The sequence below is a fragment of the Pseudomonas fluorescens genome, from assembly GCF_902497875.1.
Classification (GTDB): domain Bacteria; phylum Pseudomonadota; class Gammaproteobacteria; order Pseudomonadales; family Pseudomonadaceae; genus Aquipseudomonas; species Aquipseudomonas fluorescens_BR.
Map to the genome: position 1 here is coordinate 1 of NZ_CABVHY010000031.1, position 17,826 is coordinate 17,826.

The following is a 17,826-nucleotide window of genomic DNA, read 5'->3' on the forward strand; positions in this document are numbered from 1 at the left end:
TGTGTGCATACCGCAAGACGGATGAACAAAGGATGGAAAGCGAGCGCAAGTTACAGAGAACTGCACAAAAAAAGCAAAAACAGAAGCAGCTTCAATCACAGACAGTGGAGGCAGCAGGCTACGTTGTGGTGGTCACGACCTTGGACTGCCTGAGTGCGCAAGAGGTCTTGGCCCTTTATCGGCACCGCTGGCAGGTGGAGTTGGCGTTCAAGCGGATGAAGTCATTGCTAGGGTTATCGCGCTTGAGAAAGAAAAACCCGGAAGGCGCGAAAGCCTGGCTGCAAGGGAAATTATTAGTGGCTTGCCTTATTGAGCGGTTGATCGCCACAGGCGAGCATTTTTCCCCTGTCGAGAGCGAGGGGCATTCAAGAAAACGTGGCTCAGAGGCGTTGTCGCTGGCGTGAAATGGCCTTTATCCATTGGTTGCTTTGTAGCGTGATCAGTCCCCGCTTGTCGTTGTTTACGTGTCTTGAGAAATGGGATTACTTCAGTCGTGCACTGCGCGAATCCCCGCGAAAAAAGCGGGGATACCAGCAAGATGAGCTATGGAGCGAGAGATTTGGTTAGCGCCTATGGGGGCTTGCCCCCGCTGGGCTGCGAAGCGGCCCCAAAACCTGCCACCCCATTGTGTCAGGGAAAACATGTCTTCAGGATTTACGACGGCTTCGCCGCCGAACGGGGGCAAGCCCCCTCGCCACAGGAGCACCCTCGCCACAATCTGCGCTCTTGTTGTACAGTCGTTCAGCTCAGTGGCTGCAAAAGACCAGCCCAACGAACGTTCCAAGGAGATTGATCACCATGACCCAGGAAGCCCGCTTTTCCCGAATGGAGCCGGAGTTGCGCAAGGCCAACCTGATCGAGGCGACGCTGGTGTGCCTCAAGCGCCATGGCTTCCAGGGAGCTTCGATCCGCAAGATCTCGGCTGAGGCGGGGGTATCGGTCGGGTTGATCAGCCATCACTACTCTGGCAAGGATGAGCTGGTGGCCGAAGCCTATATGGCGGTCACCGGGCGAGTCATGAGCCTGTTACGCGACGCCATGGAGCAAGCCGCACCCAATGCCCGTGAGCGTTTGTCAGCGTTTTTTCGCGCGTCGTTCTCCGCCGAACTGCTGGACCCGCAACTGCTGGATGCCTGGCTGGCGTTCTGGGGCGCGGTAAAGACCGCCGAAGCGATCAATCTCGCCCATGAGCATTCCTATGGCGAATACCGCAGCGAATTGCGCAAGGTGCTCAACGATCTGGCTCGGCAAGAGGGCTGGGAGGCTTTTGATGCCGACCTTGCCGCCATCAGCCTGAGCGCGCTGCTCGACGGCTTGTGGCTGGAGTCGGGACTCAACCCCGGCACCTTCACCCCGAGCCAGGGCGTGCAGATCTGTGAAGCCTGGGTCGACGGTTTGCAGGCAGGCGCTCGTCAGCGTTTTCGTTTGCAGACAGAGGGCTGTTGATCGATCGTTCAGCAATAGCTACTCTCTGCCGCTCAAACGCGACAAATTCTAATAAGAAACATGCCCTTCGGGCTTATGCAGGACACCAAGCGATGACTCCTCGGGTACTGATCGTCGACGACGATCCGCTGATTCGCGAACTCCTTCACGCCTATCTTTCGCAAGAAGGTTACGACGTGCACTGCGCCGCGACGGCGGAGCTGGCCGAAACCTTTCTGGCGACCAACACTGTCGACCTGGTGATGCTGGACATCCGCCTTCCGGGCAAGGATGGTCTGACCCTGACCCGCGAGCTGCGCGTGCGCTCGGAAGTCGGGATCATCCTGATTACCGGGCGCAATGACGAAATCGACCGCATCGTCGGCCTCGAATGCGGCGCTGACGATTACGTGATCAAACCCCTCAATCCACGTGAACTGGTGTCACGGGCGAAGAACCTGGTGCGCCGGGTTCGCCATGCCCAGCTGCAACAGCCGGCACCGGCGCTGCGCCAGGTCAAACAGTTCGCGGCCTGGGGATTGGACACTGATCGCCGACGCTTGATCGATGATGCCGGTGGCGAGACCCTGCTGACCCATGGTGAATTCCAGTTGCTCAGTGTCTTCCTGCGCAACAGCGGGCATACCTTGAGCCGCGATCAGTTGATGGATCAGATCCGCAACCGTGAATGGGTACCCAACGACCGCTCCATCGACGTGCTGGTCGGGCGCTTGCGGCGTAAGTTGCATGACGATCCCGCCGAGCCGCAATTGATCATTACCATCCATGGCGCCGGTTATCTGTTCACCGCCAGCGTGGCTGCCTGAACGCTATGTGGCGGCTGCTCTGGCTGTTCTTGGCACTGACGGGTACATCTGCGGCGGCCGAGAAAATTCGCTACTGCGATTATCCGGTCTACCCGCCGATTTCCTGGAGCGACGGCAAACAGGTGCGCGGCCTGGCGCCCAGTGTGGTGAAGAAGCTGTTTGGCAACCTAGGGTACGAGGTCGAGATCGTCGTGCTGGGCAACTGGAAGCGCTGCCTGCTGGACGCCGCCGAAGGCCGGGTCGACGTGGTCCTGGCCTACAGCACGGCGCAGCGTGAACAGAGCATGCGCTTCTCGACGGTGCCGGTGTTGCGTGAAGAGGTCGCGGTGTTCTTCAACCGCCAACACCCGGTGAAGTTCGAACGGCTTGAAGACCTCGGCAATTACCGCGGCGGCCTGCTGTTTGGTGAAAGCTATGGCCTGGACTTCGATCGCTTCGTCGCCCGGCACGGCAATATCGAATGGGTATCCGACAGTCGACAGAACTTCGGCAAGCTGATTCGCGGCAGAATCGACTTCATCACCCATGAGTGGCGCACCGGGCAGCTGTTCGTGGAAAACCTGCCGGGCGCCGCAGACATCCAGGCGTTGCCCCGTTCATTGAGCGTCGACTATTTGCGGATCGCCGTATCGCGCCGTTCCAGGCTGGCCGAGCGCATGCCCGCGATCGACGCCGAACTGCAGCGGATGGTCGACGCGGGCGAGATCGAACGCTGGCTCAACGAAAGCGAAGCCACCTATCGCGACATGATCAAGCTACCGGCGGACACGCAATGAGCCGCGCCAGTCCCGGCGGCCTGTTGCGACGCCTGCTGCTGTTCATCCTGCTGTTCAGTCTGTGCTTCACCATCCTCGCCAGCACCGTGCAGCTGTATTTCGAGTACCGCCGTGAAATGCGCGATATCGATTCGCGCATGGAGCTGATCCGCGCCGGCTACCTGGCAAGCCTGGAGCGCAGCCTCTGGGATCTCAACCAGGAGCAGTTGAATGTGCAACTACGCGGCTTGGTGGATTTTTCCGATGTGGCCCGGGTGCGTTTGCGCAGTCCCGACTTCGACCTGCTGCAAGGCAGCACCGCGCCGGTCGGCCCATTGCGTATCGAGCGTTTCCAGCTGAATTATCAGCCACCGGCCGGCCCGTCGCGGCATCTGGGCGAGCTGGAAGTCAGTATCGATCTGGGCGCTGTGTATCGCCGGTTGTACGCCACTGGCCTGACCAGCCTGTTATGGATGAGCGTGTTCCTCTGCGGTCTGGCGGTGGCGCTGTCGGGGTTGTTCTACCGGCTGGTGACTCGGCATTTGCAGGTCATGGCCGATTTCGCCCGGCGCATTGCCGCCGGTGACTGGCATGAACCTTTGCGCCTGGACAAAAGCAGCACCGGCAGCGAAGACGAAATCGATACCGTGGCTCACGCACTGGATGACATGCGCCGGGCGATTCTCAGCGATATCCACCGCCGCGAAGTCGACCGCCTGGCACTGCAGGACAAGCGCGACGAACTGCAGAAAATGGTCGAGAGGCGCACCGCCAGTCTGCTGCGCGCCAAGGAAGAGGCCGAAGCGGCCAACCTCGCCAAGTCGCGCTTCCTTGCCACCATGAGCCATGAACTGCGCACTCCACTCAATGGCATTCTCGGCATGGCCCAATTGCTTCGCGGCGCGAGCCTCGACGAGCGCGATGGCAAACGCCTGGAAGCGTTGTACAAAGCCGGCGAAGGTCTGCTGACGATTCTCAACGAAGTGCTGTATTTCGCCCGGCTGGAGGAGGGCGAAAGCCATCCGGAGCAGGTCGACTTCTCTCTCGGGCAACTGCTCGATGAGGTACTGACGTTGCTTGAACCGCGAGGGCTGAGCAATGGCACGCAACTGCATTGTCGGATTGATCCGCAGGTCGTCGATCGTTGTCATGGCGCCGAGCAGTTTTTACGCCAGGTGTTGAGTAACCTGTTGGCCAACGCCATCAAGTTCACCGAGGCCGGACACATTACCGTCGACGTCGCGCTACTGACGGCGGGCGATCCGTCCACAGGGCAACGCTTGCGGTTCAGCGTGACCGACAATGGCATCGGCATCGCGGCGTCGGTGCAGGAAAAGATCTTCGAGCGCTTCACCCAGGCCAGCGAAGACGTGGCCCAGCGTTATGGCGGTACCGGGCTGGGATTGGCCATCAGTAAACACCTGGTGCAGCTGCTCGGCGGGCGCATCGGTGTCGACAGCAAGGAAGGGCAGGGCAGTTGCTTCTGGTTCGAGCTGTCCCTGCAACCGGCTTTGGCCGTGGCCCCTGTCACGCGCACCACTTCACCGGTTCAGGCGCTGAGCATTCTGGTAGTCGAAGATGTGGCGTTGAACCGCGAGGTGGTCAGTGGTCTGCTGGAACGCGACGGGCATTGGGTCAGCCTCGCGGAGGATGCCGAGCAAGCCGTGGAACTTTGCCGCCGGCAGTCCTTCGAGTTGATTCTGCTCGATGTGCATCTGCCGGGCTTGAGTGGCGTCGAACTGTGCAAGCTGATCCGCAGCACACCGGGGCCCAATCAACACAGCCGGATCCTCGCCCTGACCGCCAGTGTGCAGCCGGCGCTGGTTCGCGGTTATCTGGATGCCGGCATGCAGGGCATTCTCGCCAAGCCGCTGAAACTCGAAAATCTGCGCCAGGCACTGGCCGGTGAAGCACCTATGCCCGAGCCGGCACCGGACACTCATCCGATGGGCTGGCAGCTGATGGACTGGCAGTTGCTGCACACCCATCGCAGCTTGCTCGGCGAGCAGAAACTTCAGGGTTTGCTGGGGGTGCTGCGCGACTCGATTGCCCAGCACCGCGTGACGCTTATGGAAGCCATTGAAGCCGGTGACTGTACCGAGGTTGCGCATCTGGCCCACCGTTTGGCCGGGAGCAGTGATTCACTGGGCTTTCGCGCCTTGGCCGAGGTCTTGCGGGCCCTGGAAGAGGCGGCACTGAACAACGACACGGCGGCGGTGCAAGCGTTGGTGCCGCGGTTTCATGGGGTGTTGCAGGGTTCGCAAGGGGTGCTGGCGGACGTGTTAAACACCTGAGTACAAAATCGTTACGACTTTTTACAACTTTGATCTTCAGGTTCAACGCGAACTTACATGGCTTTCCAATAATCGGCACAACCGCGCCGGACGCGGTCTTCGAAGCTTATTGGAGATAATAATAATGAACTGCCGTAAAGCTGATCTTTCCCCGCGCGATGACCTCCTGTCATCCACCGCGCACCTTTCCCAATCTTGAGAGGTGCGGTCATGAGCGAATCTATCGAACCTAAAGGCATACAGCTGACCCGGGCCTTGAAAAGCCGACACATTTTCATGCTGTCGCTGGGCGGGGTCATCGGCACCGGGCTGTTCATGGGCTCGGGCGTCACCATCAACCAGGGCGGTCCGATGGGGGCGATTCTGGCTTACCTGGTGGCCGGCTTCCTGATGTACCTGGTGATGGTCTGTCTCGGCGAGCTGTCGGTGCAGATGCCGGTGTCCGGCTCGTTCCAGACCCATGCCACCAAGTACATCGGGCCCGCCACCGGTTTCATGATCGGCTGGGTGTACTGGATGAGCTGGGCGACCACGGTCGGCCTGGAATTCACCGCGGCGGGCATGTTGATGGTGCGCTGGTTCCCGGACATCCCTATCTGGTACTGGTCGGCGCTATTTGTGGTGGTGTTATTCGGGTTGAACGCCCTGGCCACTCGCGCCTTCGGTGAAGCGGAATACTGGTTCTCCGGGATCAAGGTGGCGGCGATCCTCGGTTTTATCATCGTGGGTGTACTGGTGATTTTCGGCGCGATACCGCTGACCAGCGGTGCGCCGGCGCCGATGATGACCAACCTGATCGGCGACTCGCTGTTCCCCAACGGTCTGTCGGCGGTGTTCGCGGTGATGATGACTGTGGTCTATGCCTTTCAGGGCTGTGAGATCATGGGCGTTGCCGCTGGCGAAACCGACCAGCCGGAGAAGAGCATCCCCAAGGCGGTGCGCAACGTGGTGTTCCGGGTGCTGATCTTCTATGTGCTGGCCATCGTGGTGCTGTCGGCCATCGTCCCATGGCAGCAGGCCGGCTTGATGGAAAGTCCGTTCGTGCAGGTGTTCGACATGGTCGGCATTCCTTACGCCGCCGACTTGATGAACTTCGTGATCCTCACCGCGATTCTCTCGGTGGGTAACTCCGGCCTGTATGCCTCGACGCGGATCCTCTGGGCAATGTCGAAAACCGGCATGGCCCCGAAAAGCCTCTCGCCCTTGAGTTCTCGCGGCGTGCCATTGCGGGCGCTGAGCATCACCCTGTGCTTTGCCCTGGTGTCGCTGCTGACCAGCTTCATTGCCGCCGACACCCTGTTCATGGTGCTGATGGCCGTCAGCGGCATGGCCGGTACCGTGACCTGGATCGTGATCGCCCTGGCGCAATATAAATTCCGTCGCGCCTTCATCAGGGAAGGCGGCAAGCTCAGCGATCTGAAATATCGCGCGCCCTGGTTCCCGTTCCTGCCGCTGCTATGCATCGCCTTGTGCTGTTCGCTGTTCGTATTCCTGGCGCTGGACGAGACGCAGCGTCCGTCGCTGTATTGGGGTTTTGGTTTTATTGCCCTGTGCTATGGCGCTTACTTCCTGACGAATCGCAAGCGCCAGGCGGCTATGGCGCAGACACTGCCGACGGTCTAAGCCTGTAAACAAAAAACTAAATGTGGGAGCGAGCCTGCTCGCGATAGCGGACTGACAGTCAACATCACTGTTGAATGTTATGCCGTCATCGTCGGAACGCCGCCCGGAGCAAGCTCGCTCCCACATTTGATCTCTTCGTCCTCAATACCTCGCAAACAGCCCCCGTATTCAGTTGTTCAAAGATGTAACAACTTTTCCGGCGGCTACTCTAAATATCTGGTTTTTTCTTTTAAAAACAATGAATTACTTAAATTTCAGGGCTGTTACACATTCCTTGGCCACAGGATTGCCGCCTTACTGAACAGTCGTTTAGTATGGTCGCCATGTCGCTCCCCCCTCATGCCAAACACAACAATTCGAGGACTCGTATGACTACTCAATCTTCTCTGCTCAGTCAGGTCGAAGCGGGTGTTGCCTGGATCACCCTCAACCGTGCCGCGCAACGCAACGCGCTGGACATTCCGACGCTGAAAAGCCTTCACGCCTTGCTCGATCAATTCAACGTTGATCCGGCGGTGCGAGTGATCGTGCTGACCGGAACCGGTCGCAGTTTCTGCGCCGGTGCCGACCTCGCCGAATGGGCCGAAGCCGAGGCCCGCGGTGCGCTGGAAAGCTACGGCTGGACCGAAACCGCCCACGCCATGATGAGCCGCCTGTACAGCCTCGATAAACCGACCATTGCCGCGATCAACGGTACCGCCGTCGGCGCCGGGATGGATTTGACCCTGTGCTGCGACTTGCGCGTTGCCGCGCAGTCCGCCCGGTTCAAGGCCGGTTACACCAGCATGGCCTACTCGCCGGACGCCGGTGCCAGCTGGCATCTGCCGCGACTGATCGGCACCGAGCAGGCCAAGCGTCTGCTGTTCTTCGATGAACTCTGGGGTGCCGATCGCGCCTTGGCGACCGGCCTGGTCAGCGAAGTCTGCGCCGATGAGCAACTGCTGAGCGTGGTGGGCGAACTGGCCGCGCGCCTGGCCAGCGGCCCGACTTTCGCTTTTGCCCAGACCAAGAAACTGATGCGTGAAGGCGCCCAGCGCAGCCTGCCGGAACAACTGAGCGCGGAACTCGCCGCCGGTTTGCTCTGTGGTCGCAGTGAAGATGGCGCCGAAGCCTTGCGCGCGGCGATGGAAAAACGCCCGCCGGTCTTTACTGGCCAATAAATGCGGCATCGCAGCCCACGAATAAAACGATTATCGAAGAACAGGTAGCGTTATGAATTTCCAGCTGACCCAAGAACAAGAAATGTTGGTGGACGCGGTACGCAGTTTTGTCGCCAAGGAGCTGCTGCCCCATGAAGAAGCGGTCGATCGCGCCGATGAAGTGTCCCCGGAACTCGCCGCACAGATTCGCGGCAAGGCGCTGGCGGCAGGCTTCTATGCCTTCAACATGCCTGAAGAAGTAGGCGGAGGCGGGCTCGACTATCTGTCCCAGGCATTGATCGAACGCGAACTGTCCAAGGTCTCGTGGGCGCTGCATGTGTTCGTCGCGCGCCCGTCGAAAATCCTCATGGCCTGCACCGGCCAGCAGATTCAGGACTATCTGCTGCCGTGCATCCAGGGCGAAAAGATCGACTGCTTCGCCCTCACCGAACCGGGTGCCGGCTCCGATGCCAACGCAATCAAGACCCGTGCCGTACGCGACGGTGACGACTTTGTGTTGAACGGCAGCAAGCACTTCATCAGCCATGCCGGGCACGCCGATTTCGCGATTGTCTTCGCCGTGACCGACACCTACGAACACAACGGTCGCCAGCGCAACGCCGTGACCTCGTTCCTGGTCGACCGGGGCACGCCGGGCATGACTATCCGCCGCGGGCCCAAGTGCGTCAGCAACCGCGGTTATCACACCTACGAAATGTTCTTCGACGACTGCCGCGTCCCGGCTTCCAAAGTGCTCGGCGAAGTCGGCAAGGGCTGGGAAGTGGCCAACGCCTGGCTGACCGCCGGGCGGGTGATGGTCGCCGCCAACTGCGTCGGCCAGGCCCAGCGGGCGCTGGACGTTTCGCTGCAATGGGCGGCGGATCGCAAGCAGTTCGGCCAACCCATCGGCACCTATCAAGGGGTGTCGTTCAAGCTGGCCGACATGGCCACGCAAATCCGCGCTGCCGAACTCTTGACCCTGCACACCGCCTGGAAAATGGATCAGGGCAGCATGACCGACGGCGAAGCCGGGATGGCCAAGTTGTTCGCCAGTGAAGTGCTCGGTCGCGTGGCCGACGAAGCGGTGCAGATTTTCGGCGGCATGGGCTTGATGGACGAAGGTCCGGTCGAGCGCATCTGGCGCAACGCCCGGATCGAGCGAATCTGGGAAGGCACCTCGGAGATCCAGCGTCACATTATTTCCCGCGAACTGCTGCGGCCGCTGCTGCGCTGATCGGGTCGGAGAACGGATATGTCTCAACAGATTCGCGACAACCTCAAACGCCTGCTCGCGCCGCGCCACCTGGCATTCATTGGCGGCCGGAGCATGGCCCGTGCTCTCAAGCGCTGTGCCGAGGGCGGTTATCAAGGCCAGATGTGGCTGGTCAACCCGCAGCACGACAGCCTCGAAGGCGTGCCCTGTGTGCGTAGCGTGGCAGAACTGCCGTGTGGTCCGGACGCGGTGTTCATCGCCACCAATCGCGAGCTGACCTTGACCTGTGTCGCCGAACTGGCGGCCAGGGATGCAGGCGGGGCGATTTGCTACGCCTCGGGTTTCGCCGAGACCGGCGCGCAAGGCCAGGCCATGCAAGACCAGCTGCTCAAGGCGGCCGGCAACATGGCCTTGCTCGGCCCCAACTGCTACGGCTTGCTCGATTACCTGCACAGCTCGGCCCTGTGGCCGGTCGCCCATGGCGGCAGGACTGTGGAGAAGGGCATCGCAGTGCTGACCCAGAGCGGCAACTTCGCCTACAACCTGTCCATGAGTGACCGCTCGTTGCCAGTGGCCTATATGGCTTCAGTCGGCAACCAGGCGCAACTGGGCATCGCCGAGCTGATGGATGTGCTGCTCGACGAGCCGCGCGTCACCGCGATCGGCCTGCATCTGGAAGGCCTGAAAAACGTTCCAGGCTTTGCTCGCGCGGCACACAAGGCGCTGGAAAAAGGTATTCCGATCATCGCGCTGAAAACCGGGGTGTCGCAGATCGGCGCCGAATTGGCCCTCAGCCACACCAGCTCGCTGGCCGGTTCCGATGTGTTGTACGACAGCTTGTTCGAGCGCCTCGGGGTGATTCGTGTCAGTGGTCCGGTGAGTTTTGTCGAAACCTTGAAAGCCGCTGCCTGCGGCAATCTGCCGGCAGGCAACAGCCTGATCGCCCTGGCCTGTTCCGGTGGCGATGCCGGGTTGATTGCCGACTATGCCGAACGCAATGACTTGAGCCTGCCCAAACTCGATGAAAGCCAGCGGGTCGAGCTGGATCAAGTGCTGCCGAGCTACGCCAACCTGGTCAACCCGCTGGATTTCACCACGGCGATCTGGGGTGACCGCGAAGCGCTGGACAAGATGCTCGACAGCGCCCTGCGCACCGAAGCCGACGCCGCAATCCTGGTGCTCGACTACCCCTCGGAGGCCACCGGCGAGCGTAAGGAATGTGACCTGCTGCTGGAACTGTATTGCGATGCGTTGAGCCGTCACGGCAAGACTGGTTTCGTCACCTCGGCCTTTCCCGAACTGCTGCCGGCCAGTGCTCGCGAGCGTCTGCATGCGCGCGGTGTGGCGGCATTGCAGGGCGTCGAGGATGGCTTGGCGGCGTGGGGTCGGATCGCCGGTTATCAGCGCAAGCGTCAGGCCTTGCTCGCGCTGGGTGAGTCGGCGCTGGTGCCGCTCTGCCCGCAAGCGCTGGAAGGCGAGGGGCAACTGCTTGATGAATGGCAATCCAAGCAGGCCTTGCGCGCCTTTGGCCTGCCGATACCGCAAGGCGTGTTGAGCACTCCGGCCGAGGCGCTGGAAGCAGCGAATTCGCTGGGTTATCCACTGGTACTCAAGGCGGTCAGCGCCGAGCTGCCACACAAGACCGAAGCCGGTGCCGTGGCACTGAACCTGCGCGATCCGCAGGCCTTGAGCGACGCCCTGGAACAGATGCGCGCGCGGATCGCCGACTACGCACCGGGCGTCGCATTCGATCAGGTGCTGCTGGAGCGCATGGCAACCCCGCCCTTGGCCGAGCTGATTGTGGGTATCAAGCGCGAAACCTGCTTCGGCCTGGCGCTGGTCATCGGTGCCGGCGGGATTCTGGTGGAGCTGCTCAAGGACAGCCGCAGCCTGCTGTTGCCAACTACTGACGGGGCCATTCGCAACGCGTTGTTGAGCCTGCGCAGCACCGCCTTGCTGCAAGGGTTTCGTGGTCGCGAAGCAGCGGATCTGGATGCGCTGGTGACCGCGATCCGCGCCGTGGCGGACTACGCCTGTGAGAACGCCGGGCAGTTGCTCGAACTCGATGTGAACCCATTGTTGGTCGGTGCCCAAGGCACCACCGCGGTCGATGCGTTGATACGCCTCGGCCAAGCCTGAGGATCTGAGCATGCAAAGCAAAACCTTGACCGGCGGCCAGACCCTGGTGCGCCTGTTGGCCAATTACGGCGTCGATACCGTGTTCGGCATTCCCGGCGTGCATACCCTGGAGCTGTATCGCGGCTTGCCCGGCAGTGGCATTCGCCATGTGCTGACCCGGCATGAGCAAGGGGCCGGTTTCATGGCCGACGGCTATGCGCGGGTCAGCGGCAAGCCGGGGGTGTGCTTCATCATTACCGGGCCCGGCGTGACCAATGCCGCGACCGCGATCGGCCAGGCCTACGCCGACTCGATCCCGATGCTGGTGATTTCCAGCGTCAACCACACGGCCAGTCTTGGCAAAGGCTGGGGTTGCCTGCACGAAACCCAGGATCAGCGCGCCATGACCGCGCCGATCACCGCGTTCTCGGCGGTGGCCTTGAGTGCCGAGGATTTGCCCGAGCTGATCGCCCGCGCTTACGCGGTGTTCGACAGCGAGCGTCCGCGTCCAGTGCATATTTCGGTGCCGCTGGATGTGCTGGCCGCGCCCGTAACGCGTGACTGGAGCAATGAGGTGGTGCGCCGTCCGGGACGTGGCCTACCGGCCGCCGAGGCGCTGGATCAGGCGGTGGCAAAACTGCAGGCGGCACGCCGGCCGATGATCATCGCCGGCGGCGGTGCACTGAATGCCGGCCAGGCGCTCGAGGCCTTGAGCACGCGGCTTGCCGCGCCGTTTTTCAGCAGCGTCGCCGGCAAGGGCTTGTTGCCGCCGGATGCACCGCTGAATGCCGGGTCGACCCTGTGTGTGGAACCGGGCTGGGAGCTGATCGCCGAAGCCGATGTGGTGCTCGCGGTGGGCACCGAGATGGCCGACACCGATTACTGGCGTGAACGTCTGCCGCTGAATGCCGAGCTGCTGCGGGTGGATATCGACTCGCGCAAGTTCAACGATTTCTATCCGTGCACGGTAGCCTTGCAGGGCGATGCGCGGCAAACCGTCGTCGCCTTGCTGGAGCGTCTGCCCGAATCCGCACGCGATGCGAGCACTGCCATTCAAGCCGTCGACACCTTGCGAAAAGCGGTCAAGGCCGGGCACGGCACCTTGCAGTCGATCCATCAGGCGATCCTCGACCGGGTTTCGGCCGAATTGCCGGACAACGCCTTTATCAGCAGCGACATGACTCAACTGGCCTACACCGGCAACTACGCCTTCAGCAGCAAGGCGCCGCGCAGTTGGTTGCACCCGACCGGTTACGGCACCTTGGGTTATGGCTTGCCAGCGGGTATCGGCGCCAAGTTTGGCGCACCGAACCGGCCTGGACTGGTGCTGGTCGGTGACGGCGGTTTTCTCTACACCGCGCAAGAACTGGCGACCGCCGTGGAAGAGCTGGACAGCCCGCTGGTGGTGCTGTTGTGGAACAACGAGGCCTTGGGGCAGATCCGCGACGACATGCTCGGCCTCGACATCGAGCCGATTGGCGTGCTGCCGCGCAACCCGGATTTTGCCGCATTGGGCCGCGCCTTCGGTTGCACCGTGACCCAACCGCAGAGTCTGGATCAATTGCAAAGCGAGCTGCGTGCCGGATTCAGCCGAAACGGCGTGACCCTGATCGAACTCAAGCACGCCTGTGCGCTGGTCGGTTAAACCATCACTAAGGAACAAACCCTCATGCGTTTTTCCGATCTGACCCAACGAATCGACGGTGACGGTGCCGCCGCCTGGGAGATTCATTACCGCGCCCTGGCGCTTCAGGAACAGGGCCAGGACATTCTGCTGCTGTCGGTGGGCGACCCGGATTTCGATACCCCGGTACCGATCGTGCAAGCGGCCATCGATAGCCTGCTGGCAGGCAATACCCACTACGCCGAAGTGCGCGGCAAGCGTGCCTTGCGTGAAAGCATTGCCAGACGCCATCGGCAACGTAGCGGTCAACAAGTCGATGCCGATCAGGTGGTGGTGCTGGCCGGCGCGCAATGTGCGTTGTTCAGTGTCGCCCAGTGCGTACTCAATCCCGGCGATGAAGTGATAGTCGCCCAGCCGATGTACGTCACTTATGAAGCCGTGTTCGGTGCCTGCGGCGCGGTGGTGATTCCGGTACCGGTGCGCTCCGAGAACGGCTTCCGGGTGTTGCCTGAAGACGTCGCCGCACGCATTACCCCGCGTACTCGCGCTTTGGCGCTCAATAGCCCGCATAACCCGTCCGGCGCCAGCTTGCCGCGCACCACCTGGCAGGCGCTGGCCGAGCTGTGCATTGCCCATGACCTGTGGCTGATTTCCGACGAGGTCTACAGCGAGCTGTTGTTCGAAGGCGAGCACATCAGCCCGGCCAGTCTGCCAGGCATGGCCGAGCGCACCGCGACCCTCAACAGCCTGTCGAAATCCCACGCCATGACCGGCTGGCGCGTCGGTTGGGTGGTCGCGCCGCCGTCACTCGCCGGCCATCTGGAAAACCTTGCGCTGTGCATGCTCTACGGCTCCCCGGATTTTATTCAGGACGCCGCGGTGGTCGCACTGGAGACCCAACTGCCGGAACTCGAAGCCATGCGCCAGGCCTACCGCCAACGCCGGGATCTGGTCTGTGAATGCCTGGCCGACTGCCCTGGCGTGCGTGCGCTGAAGCCCGATGGCGGGATGTTCGTGATGGTCGACATCCGCGAGACCGGGCTCAGCGCCCAGGCTTTCGCCGACCGCCTGCTGGATCGACACGGAGTCTCGGTGCTGGCCGGTGAAGCGTTCGGCCCGAGTGCCGCCGGGCATATTCGCCTGGGGCTGGTACTGGGCACCGAGCCGCTGCGCGATGCCTGCCAGCGGATTGCCCGCTGCGCCAATGAATTGATGGAGATACAGGTCGATGCGTAATTATCGCGGGCTGTTTATTGATGGTGCCTGGCAGCGGCCTTCCGGTCAGGGCCTGGCCCAGGTGATCAATCCGGCAACGGAGCAGGTCGCGGGCTCAGTGCCGTTGGGCGACGAACATGACGTTGAACGCGCCGTGGCCGCGGCCCGACGGGCTTTCGGTGCATGGTCGCGAACCTCGTCCAGTGTGCGAGCGGCTTACATCCGCGCACTGGTCGAGCAGCTGCGAGCGCGGGCGGACGAGATGGCGCAGGTGATCACCGCCGAACTTGGCATGCCGGTGCAATGGTGCCGCTCGGTGCAGGTCGAGGGGCCAATCGCCGGGTTGGAACAGTACATCGAAATCGCCTCGCTGATGGATGAAGTACGCGAGGTCGGCAACTCTTTGGTGATTCGCGAGCCGGTGGGTGTCTGCGCCTTCATCAATCCATGGAATTACCCGCTGCACCAGTTGATCGGAAAACTCGCGCCGGCGCTGGCGGCCGGCTGCACAGTGGTGGTCAAGCCAAGTCAGGAAACCCCGTTGCATGCCTTCCTGCTGGCGGAAATGATCGAGGCTATCGGTCTGCCGGCCGGGGTGTTCAACCTGGTCAGCGGGCCCGGTTCCAAGGTCGGTGAAGCTTTGGCCAGGCACCCGGATGTCGACATGGTCTCGTTCACTGGCTCCACCGGCGCCGGCGTTCGCGTGGCCCAGGCGGCAGCGCCTTCGGTCAAGCGGGTCTGCCTGGAACTGGGCGGTAAGTCGCCGTTGCTGATCGGCGAAGATGCCGATCTGGCCGCGGCGGTGCGCTACGGTGTGCAAGACGTGATGATCAACTCCGGACAGACCTGCACTGCCCTGACCCGCATGCTATTACCCGCGAGCCGCTATGCCGAGGCGCTGGAGCTGGCACTGGCAGAGACCCAAAGCCTGCGCATGGGCGATCCGCTCGACCCGCAGAGTTTCCTTGGCCCGATGTGCTCGGCCGCGCAACGGCGGACCGTGCGCGAGTACATTCAAGTCGGTCAGCAAGAGGGCGCGCGGCTGCTGTGTGGCGGTGAAACGGCCGACGAGTTCGAGCGCGGTTTTTACGTCAAGCCAACGCTATTTGCCGACGTCGACAATCGGATGCGTATCGCCCAGGAAGAAATCTTCGGTCCGGTGCTGTGCCTGATTCCCTATGCGGATGAAGTTCAGGCCATACAAATCGCCAATGACTCGCCGTTCGGCCTGTCCAGCGGCGTATGGGCCGGTAGCACTGAGCGTGGGCTCGGGCTGGCGCGGCAGATGCGCGCTGGGCAGTGCTTTATCAACGGCGCGGCGTTCAATTATCAGGCGCCGTTTGGCGGCTATAAACAGTCAGGCAATGGTCGCGAGTGGGGTGAAGAAGGGCTGGCCGAGTTTGTCGAAGTGAAAGCGATGCAGCTGTGATCTCGCCGTGAACGCGCGCGGGCCGCAGGCCTTTATGGCGTTGTACCTGGCCACCCTGCTGTTGCAGGTGGCCGCGGGGTTGCTCAATTCCTGGGTCGCCTTGCGCATGGTGGCGCTGGGCAATAGCGGTCTGGTAATTGGCTCGCTGATGGCGGTGAATGCGCTCGGGCTGGTAGTCGGTGGGCTTAGCGGCTACTGGCTGGTGGCCCGCCTGGGTCATGTGCGGGCCTTTGCCTTATGCGGCGCGCTGGCGATCGCGGCAAGCCTGGGCCATGACTTCAGCAACTGGTTGCCGCTCTGGCTGTTGTTACGGTTTCTGGTCGGGTTGGCGCTGATGACCATGTACATCGTGCTGGAAAGCTGGCTCAACGAGCAGGCCCCCAATGGACAGCGGGGCAGGGTGTTGGCCTGGTACATGACCGCCTCTTTCCTCGGGTTGATCGGTGGCCAGCTGGGTCTGAGCCTGGATGGCGCGGCCAGTCGGGCGTTGCTCGACCTGGTAGTGATCTGCTTCGCCCTGTGTCTGGTGCCCGTCAGTTTTACCCAGCGTCTGCCGCCGACCAGCGTTACACCGCAGGCCCGGCTGCGACCGCTGGGGTTTGTGCGACGGATTCCCCAGGCGCTGTTGACGATCCTGCTGACCGGGCTGCTTTCCGGGGCCTTCCATGGCCTGGCGCCGGTTTACGCCAGCCAGCAGGGGCTGGATCCAGGGGCGGTCGGGCTGTTTATGGCGACCTGCCTGGCGGCTGGATTGTTGGCGCAGTTCCCGTTGGGGCTTTTGTCCGACCGTTTTCCCCGGCCGCGATTGATTCGCTTGTTTGCGCTGATTCTGGCGTTGAGTTGCTTGCCGTTGCTGTGGACGCCGGTCAGCCTGCCTTTGTTGCTGGGCTGTGGTTTTGCGATCGGGCTGGTGCAGTTCTCGCTGTACCCGCTGGCGCTGGGCCTGGCCAATGACCGGGTTGAAAGCCATGAACGGGTGTCGCTGGCGGCGACCATGCTCGTGGCTTTCGGTTTGGGCTCCAGCATCGGTCCGTTGTTTGCCGGGGCGGCGATGGAGTTGTTCGGTGGGCGGGCGCTGTATGGCTTTTGTGCGTTGTGCGCGGTGATGCTCGGTTGGCTGGTGCGTGAGCCACGGACGCAATCCTGCGTTGAAACAGCGATCCCGTAGATGTGTGTGGGCTTTACCCGCGAAGGCGGCCTGACAGCCGGCCTGGCTCTTGAGGGTGTACATATCCATTTCTGCGGTAACGGCCACTTATGGTTTCGCTTTTACAGCGACTCCCTTTGGCAATCGCCGGAGTGCCGGCCCAGCCCAAAGGAAGCAAAGGTCTCGTCCCGAGCGTACGGCACCTCGCCAAGGCTCGGTGTTCCCTCGCTCCGGCGTCCATCAGGGGGCGCCGCAATGCGGCGGAGTCAGCTGCGCTGACGGCGCTTCGCGCCCCCCTGATGAACGCCTCCACTCGGCCTGCCGAAGGGGCGGGTAGATCAAAAACCAGATCAAAAGCCAAAGCGAGGCGGGCTGACAGCCGACCTGTTTTCCGGCGCACGCGATGCCCTTGTAGGAGCTGCCGCAGGCTGCGATCTTTTGATCTTTGCAGTGCGACGCCACCCAAAAGATCGTCCGATATCAGGCTCTATCGCGGTTTTCCAATGGGGTATCGAAGGCCACGAACAACTGGTCGGCGGTGATGCTTCCAAGATCCAGGCGCATGTTGTTTTCCAGCATGGCGAACAGCCGGGTGAACACTTCGAAGACCTTGCAATGGTCTTCCATGCCGGAGAACGGGTTGTCGATTTTCTCGGCGATCAGCGAGCTTTCCTGCACCGCGTCATAGACCTCGCGCAGGGTGATTTCATTCGCCGGTCTGGCCAGGGTCAGCCCGCCCTTGGCGCCGCGATAGGACTTGAGAATGTCGGCCTTGACCATCTGCGAAACCAGGTTGCGCACCCGTGTCGGATGGGTCTTTACCCACTTGGCAATGGTTTCGGTGCGCAGCTTCTGCGGTGCGTTGGCGGCAACGAACGACAGGATGTAAGAAGCGGTGATCAATCGGGTCGACTGGCTCATGAGGCGAAAGGCTCCCTGTAAAAACCGGATTATTCCATCGATGAAAAATACCCGTCAGGGCATGGAATTTACGTTGTGAAGTCGTTAATGTATTTG

14 protein-coding genes are annotated in these 17,826 nt (G+C 61.8%); 13 read left to right on the top strand and 1 reads right to left on the bottom strand.

What is annotated here, in order from left to right:
• From F8N85_RS25955 to F8N85_RS26015, 13 genes are all read left to right on the top strand, one after another.
• Positions 1 to 404, top strand: a 404-nt coding sequence (locus F8N85_RS25955) for a transposase (protein WP_150806371.1), incomplete at its 5' end; no start/stop codon positions are given.
• 394 nt (positions 405 to 798) lie between these two features.
• On the top strand, positions 799 to 1,446 hold the full coding sequence (locus F8N85_RS25960; RefSeq protein WP_150806372.1) for a TetR family transcriptional regulator C-terminal domain-containing protein: 648 nt from the start codon (positions 799 to 801) through the stop codon (positions 1,444 to 1,446).
• Positions 1,447 to 1,538: 92 nt separating this feature from the next.
• Complete coding sequence (locus F8N85_RS25965; protein ID WP_150806373.1) at positions 1,539 to 2,252, top strand: response regulator; 714 nt, start codon at positions 1,539 to 1,541, stop codon at positions 2,250 to 2,252.
• Between the two features lie 5 nt (positions 2,253 to 2,257).
• Positions 2,258 to 3,028, top strand: a complete 771-nt coding sequence (locus F8N85_RS25970) for a substrate-binding periplasmic protein (RefSeq protein ID WP_150806374.1) — start codon at positions 2,258 to 2,260, stop codon at positions 3,026 to 3,028.
• A complete protein-coding gene (locus F8N85_RS25975) occupies positions 3,025 to 5,301 on the top strand; it encodes an ATP-binding protein (RefSeq protein ID WP_150806375.1) in 2,277 nt (758 codons plus the stop codon). The genes F8N85_RS25970 and F8N85_RS25975 overlap by 4 nt, the downstream gene beginning before the upstream one ends.
• Before the next feature lie 210 nt (positions 5,302 to 5,511).
• Positions 5,512 to 6,924: an amino acid permease gene (locus F8N85_RS25980; RefSeq protein WP_150806376.1), complete on the top strand. Its 1,413-nt coding sequence runs from the start codon at positions 5,512 to 5,514 to the stop codon at positions 6,922 to 6,924.
• 368 nt (positions 6,925 to 7,292) lie between these two features.
• Positions 7,293 to 8,084 carry an enoyl-CoA hydratase/isomerase family protein gene (locus F8N85_RS25985; RefSeq protein ID WP_150806377.1) on the top strand — a complete coding sequence of 264 codons (792 nt, stop codon included), beginning with the start codon at positions 7,293 to 7,295 and terminating at the stop codon, positions 8,082 to 8,084.
• Positions 8,085 to 8,136: 52 nt separating this feature from the next.
• A complete protein-coding gene (locus F8N85_RS25990) occupies positions 8,137 to 9,297 on the top strand; it encodes an acyl-CoA dehydrogenase family protein (RefSeq protein WP_150806378.1) in 1,161 nt (386 codons plus the stop codon).
• An 18-nt stretch (positions 9,298 to 9,315) separates the two neighbouring features.
• Positions 9,316 to 11,415 carry an acetate--CoA ligase family protein gene (locus tag F8N85_RS25995; RefSeq protein ID WP_150806379.1) on the top strand — a complete coding sequence of 700 codons (2,100 nt, stop codon included), beginning with the start codon at positions 9,316 to 9,318 and terminating at the stop codon, positions 11,413 to 11,415.
• A gap of 10 nt (positions 11,416 to 11,425) precedes the next feature.
• The gene (locus F8N85_RS26000; protein ID WP_150806380.1) at positions 11,426 to 13,039 is read left to right on the top strand and encodes a 5-guanidino-2-oxopentanoate decarboxylase; all 1,614 of its coding nucleotides are present in this window, start codon (positions 11,426 to 11,428) and stop codon (positions 13,037 to 13,039) included.
• 24 nt (positions 13,040 to 13,063) lie between these two features.
• Positions 13,064 to 14,254: a pyridoxal phosphate-dependent aminotransferase gene (locus F8N85_RS26005; protein WP_150806381.1), complete on the top strand. Its 1,191-nt coding sequence runs from the start codon at positions 13,064 to 13,066 to the stop codon at positions 14,252 to 14,254.
• Entirely contained in the window at positions 14,247 to 15,662 is a 1,416-nt protein-coding gene (locus tag F8N85_RS26010; protein ID WP_150806382.1) for an aldehyde dehydrogenase family protein, read from the top strand. Before F8N85_RS26005 ends, F8N85_RS26010 begins: the two co-directional genes overlap by 8 nt.
• Positions 15,663 to 15,696: 34 nt before the next feature.
• A complete protein-coding gene (locus F8N85_RS26015; protein ID WP_191636265.1) occupies positions 15,697 to 16,830 on the top strand; it encodes an MFS transporter in 1,134 nt (377 codons plus the stop codon).
• Positions 16,831 to 17,289: 459 nt separating this feature from the next.
• Here F8N85_RS26015 and F8N85_RS26025 read toward each other — a convergent pair whose 3' ends face one another.
• Positions 17,290 to 17,730, bottom strand: a complete 441-nt coding sequence (locus tag F8N85_RS26025) for an Rrf2 family transcriptional regulator (RefSeq protein ID WP_128871508.1) — start codon at positions 17,728 to 17,730, stop codon at positions 17,290 to 17,292.
• Between the last annotated feature and the right edge of the window lie 96 nt (positions 17,731 to 17,826).

What these genes read in the sequence shown, in the direction of transcription:
- F8N85_RS25960 (WP_150806372.1), top strand. Translation starts at nt 799, where the DNA reads ATGACCCAGGAAGCCCGCTTTTCCCGAATGGAGCCGGAGTTGCGCAAG.
- F8N85_RS25965 (WP_150806373.1), top strand. Translation starts at nt 1,539, where the DNA reads ATGACTCCTCGGGTACTGATCGTCGACGACGATCCGCTGATTCGCGAA.
- F8N85_RS25970 (WP_150806374.1), top strand. Translation starts at nt 2,258, where the DNA reads ATGTGGCGGCTGCTCTGGCTGTTCTTGGCACTGACGGGTACATCTGCG.
- F8N85_RS25975 (WP_150806375.1), top strand. Translation starts at nt 3,025, where the DNA reads ATGAGCCGCGCCAGTCCCGGCGGCCTGTTGCGACGCCTGCTGCTGTTC.
- F8N85_RS25980 (WP_150806376.1), top strand. Translation starts at nt 5,512, where the DNA reads ATGAGCGAATCTATCGAACCTAAAGGCATACAGCTGACCCGGGCCTTG.
- F8N85_RS25985 (WP_150806377.1), top strand. Translation starts at nt 7,293, where the DNA reads ATGACTACTCAATCTTCTCTGCTCAGTCAGGTCGAAGCGGGTGTTGCC.
- F8N85_RS25990 (WP_150806378.1), top strand. Translation starts at nt 8,137, where the DNA reads ATGAATTTCCAGCTGACCCAAGAACAAGAAATGTTGGTGGACGCGGTA.
- F8N85_RS25995 (WP_150806379.1), top strand. Translation starts at nt 9,316, where the DNA reads ATGTCTCAACAGATTCGCGACAACCTCAAACGCCTGCTCGCGCCGCGC.
- F8N85_RS26000 (WP_150806380.1), top strand. Translation starts at nt 11,426, where the DNA reads ATGCAAAGCAAAACCTTGACCGGCGGCCAGACCCTGGTGCGCCTGTTG.
- F8N85_RS26005 (WP_150806381.1), top strand. Translation starts at nt 13,064, where the DNA reads ATGCGTTTTTCCGATCTGACCCAACGAATCGACGGTGACGGTGCCGCC.
- F8N85_RS26010 (WP_150806382.1), top strand. Translation starts at nt 14,247, where the DNA reads ATGCGTAATTATCGCGGGCTGTTTATTGATGGTGCCTGGCAGCGGCCT.
- F8N85_RS26015 (WP_191636265.1), top strand. Translation starts at nt 15,697, where the DNA reads ATGGCGTTGTACCTGGCCACCCTGCTGTTGCAGGTGGCCGCGGGGTTG.
- F8N85_RS26025 (WP_128871508.1), bottom strand. Translation starts at nt 17,730, where the DNA reads ATGAGCCAGTCGACCCGATTGATCACCGCTTCTTACATCCTGTCGTTC.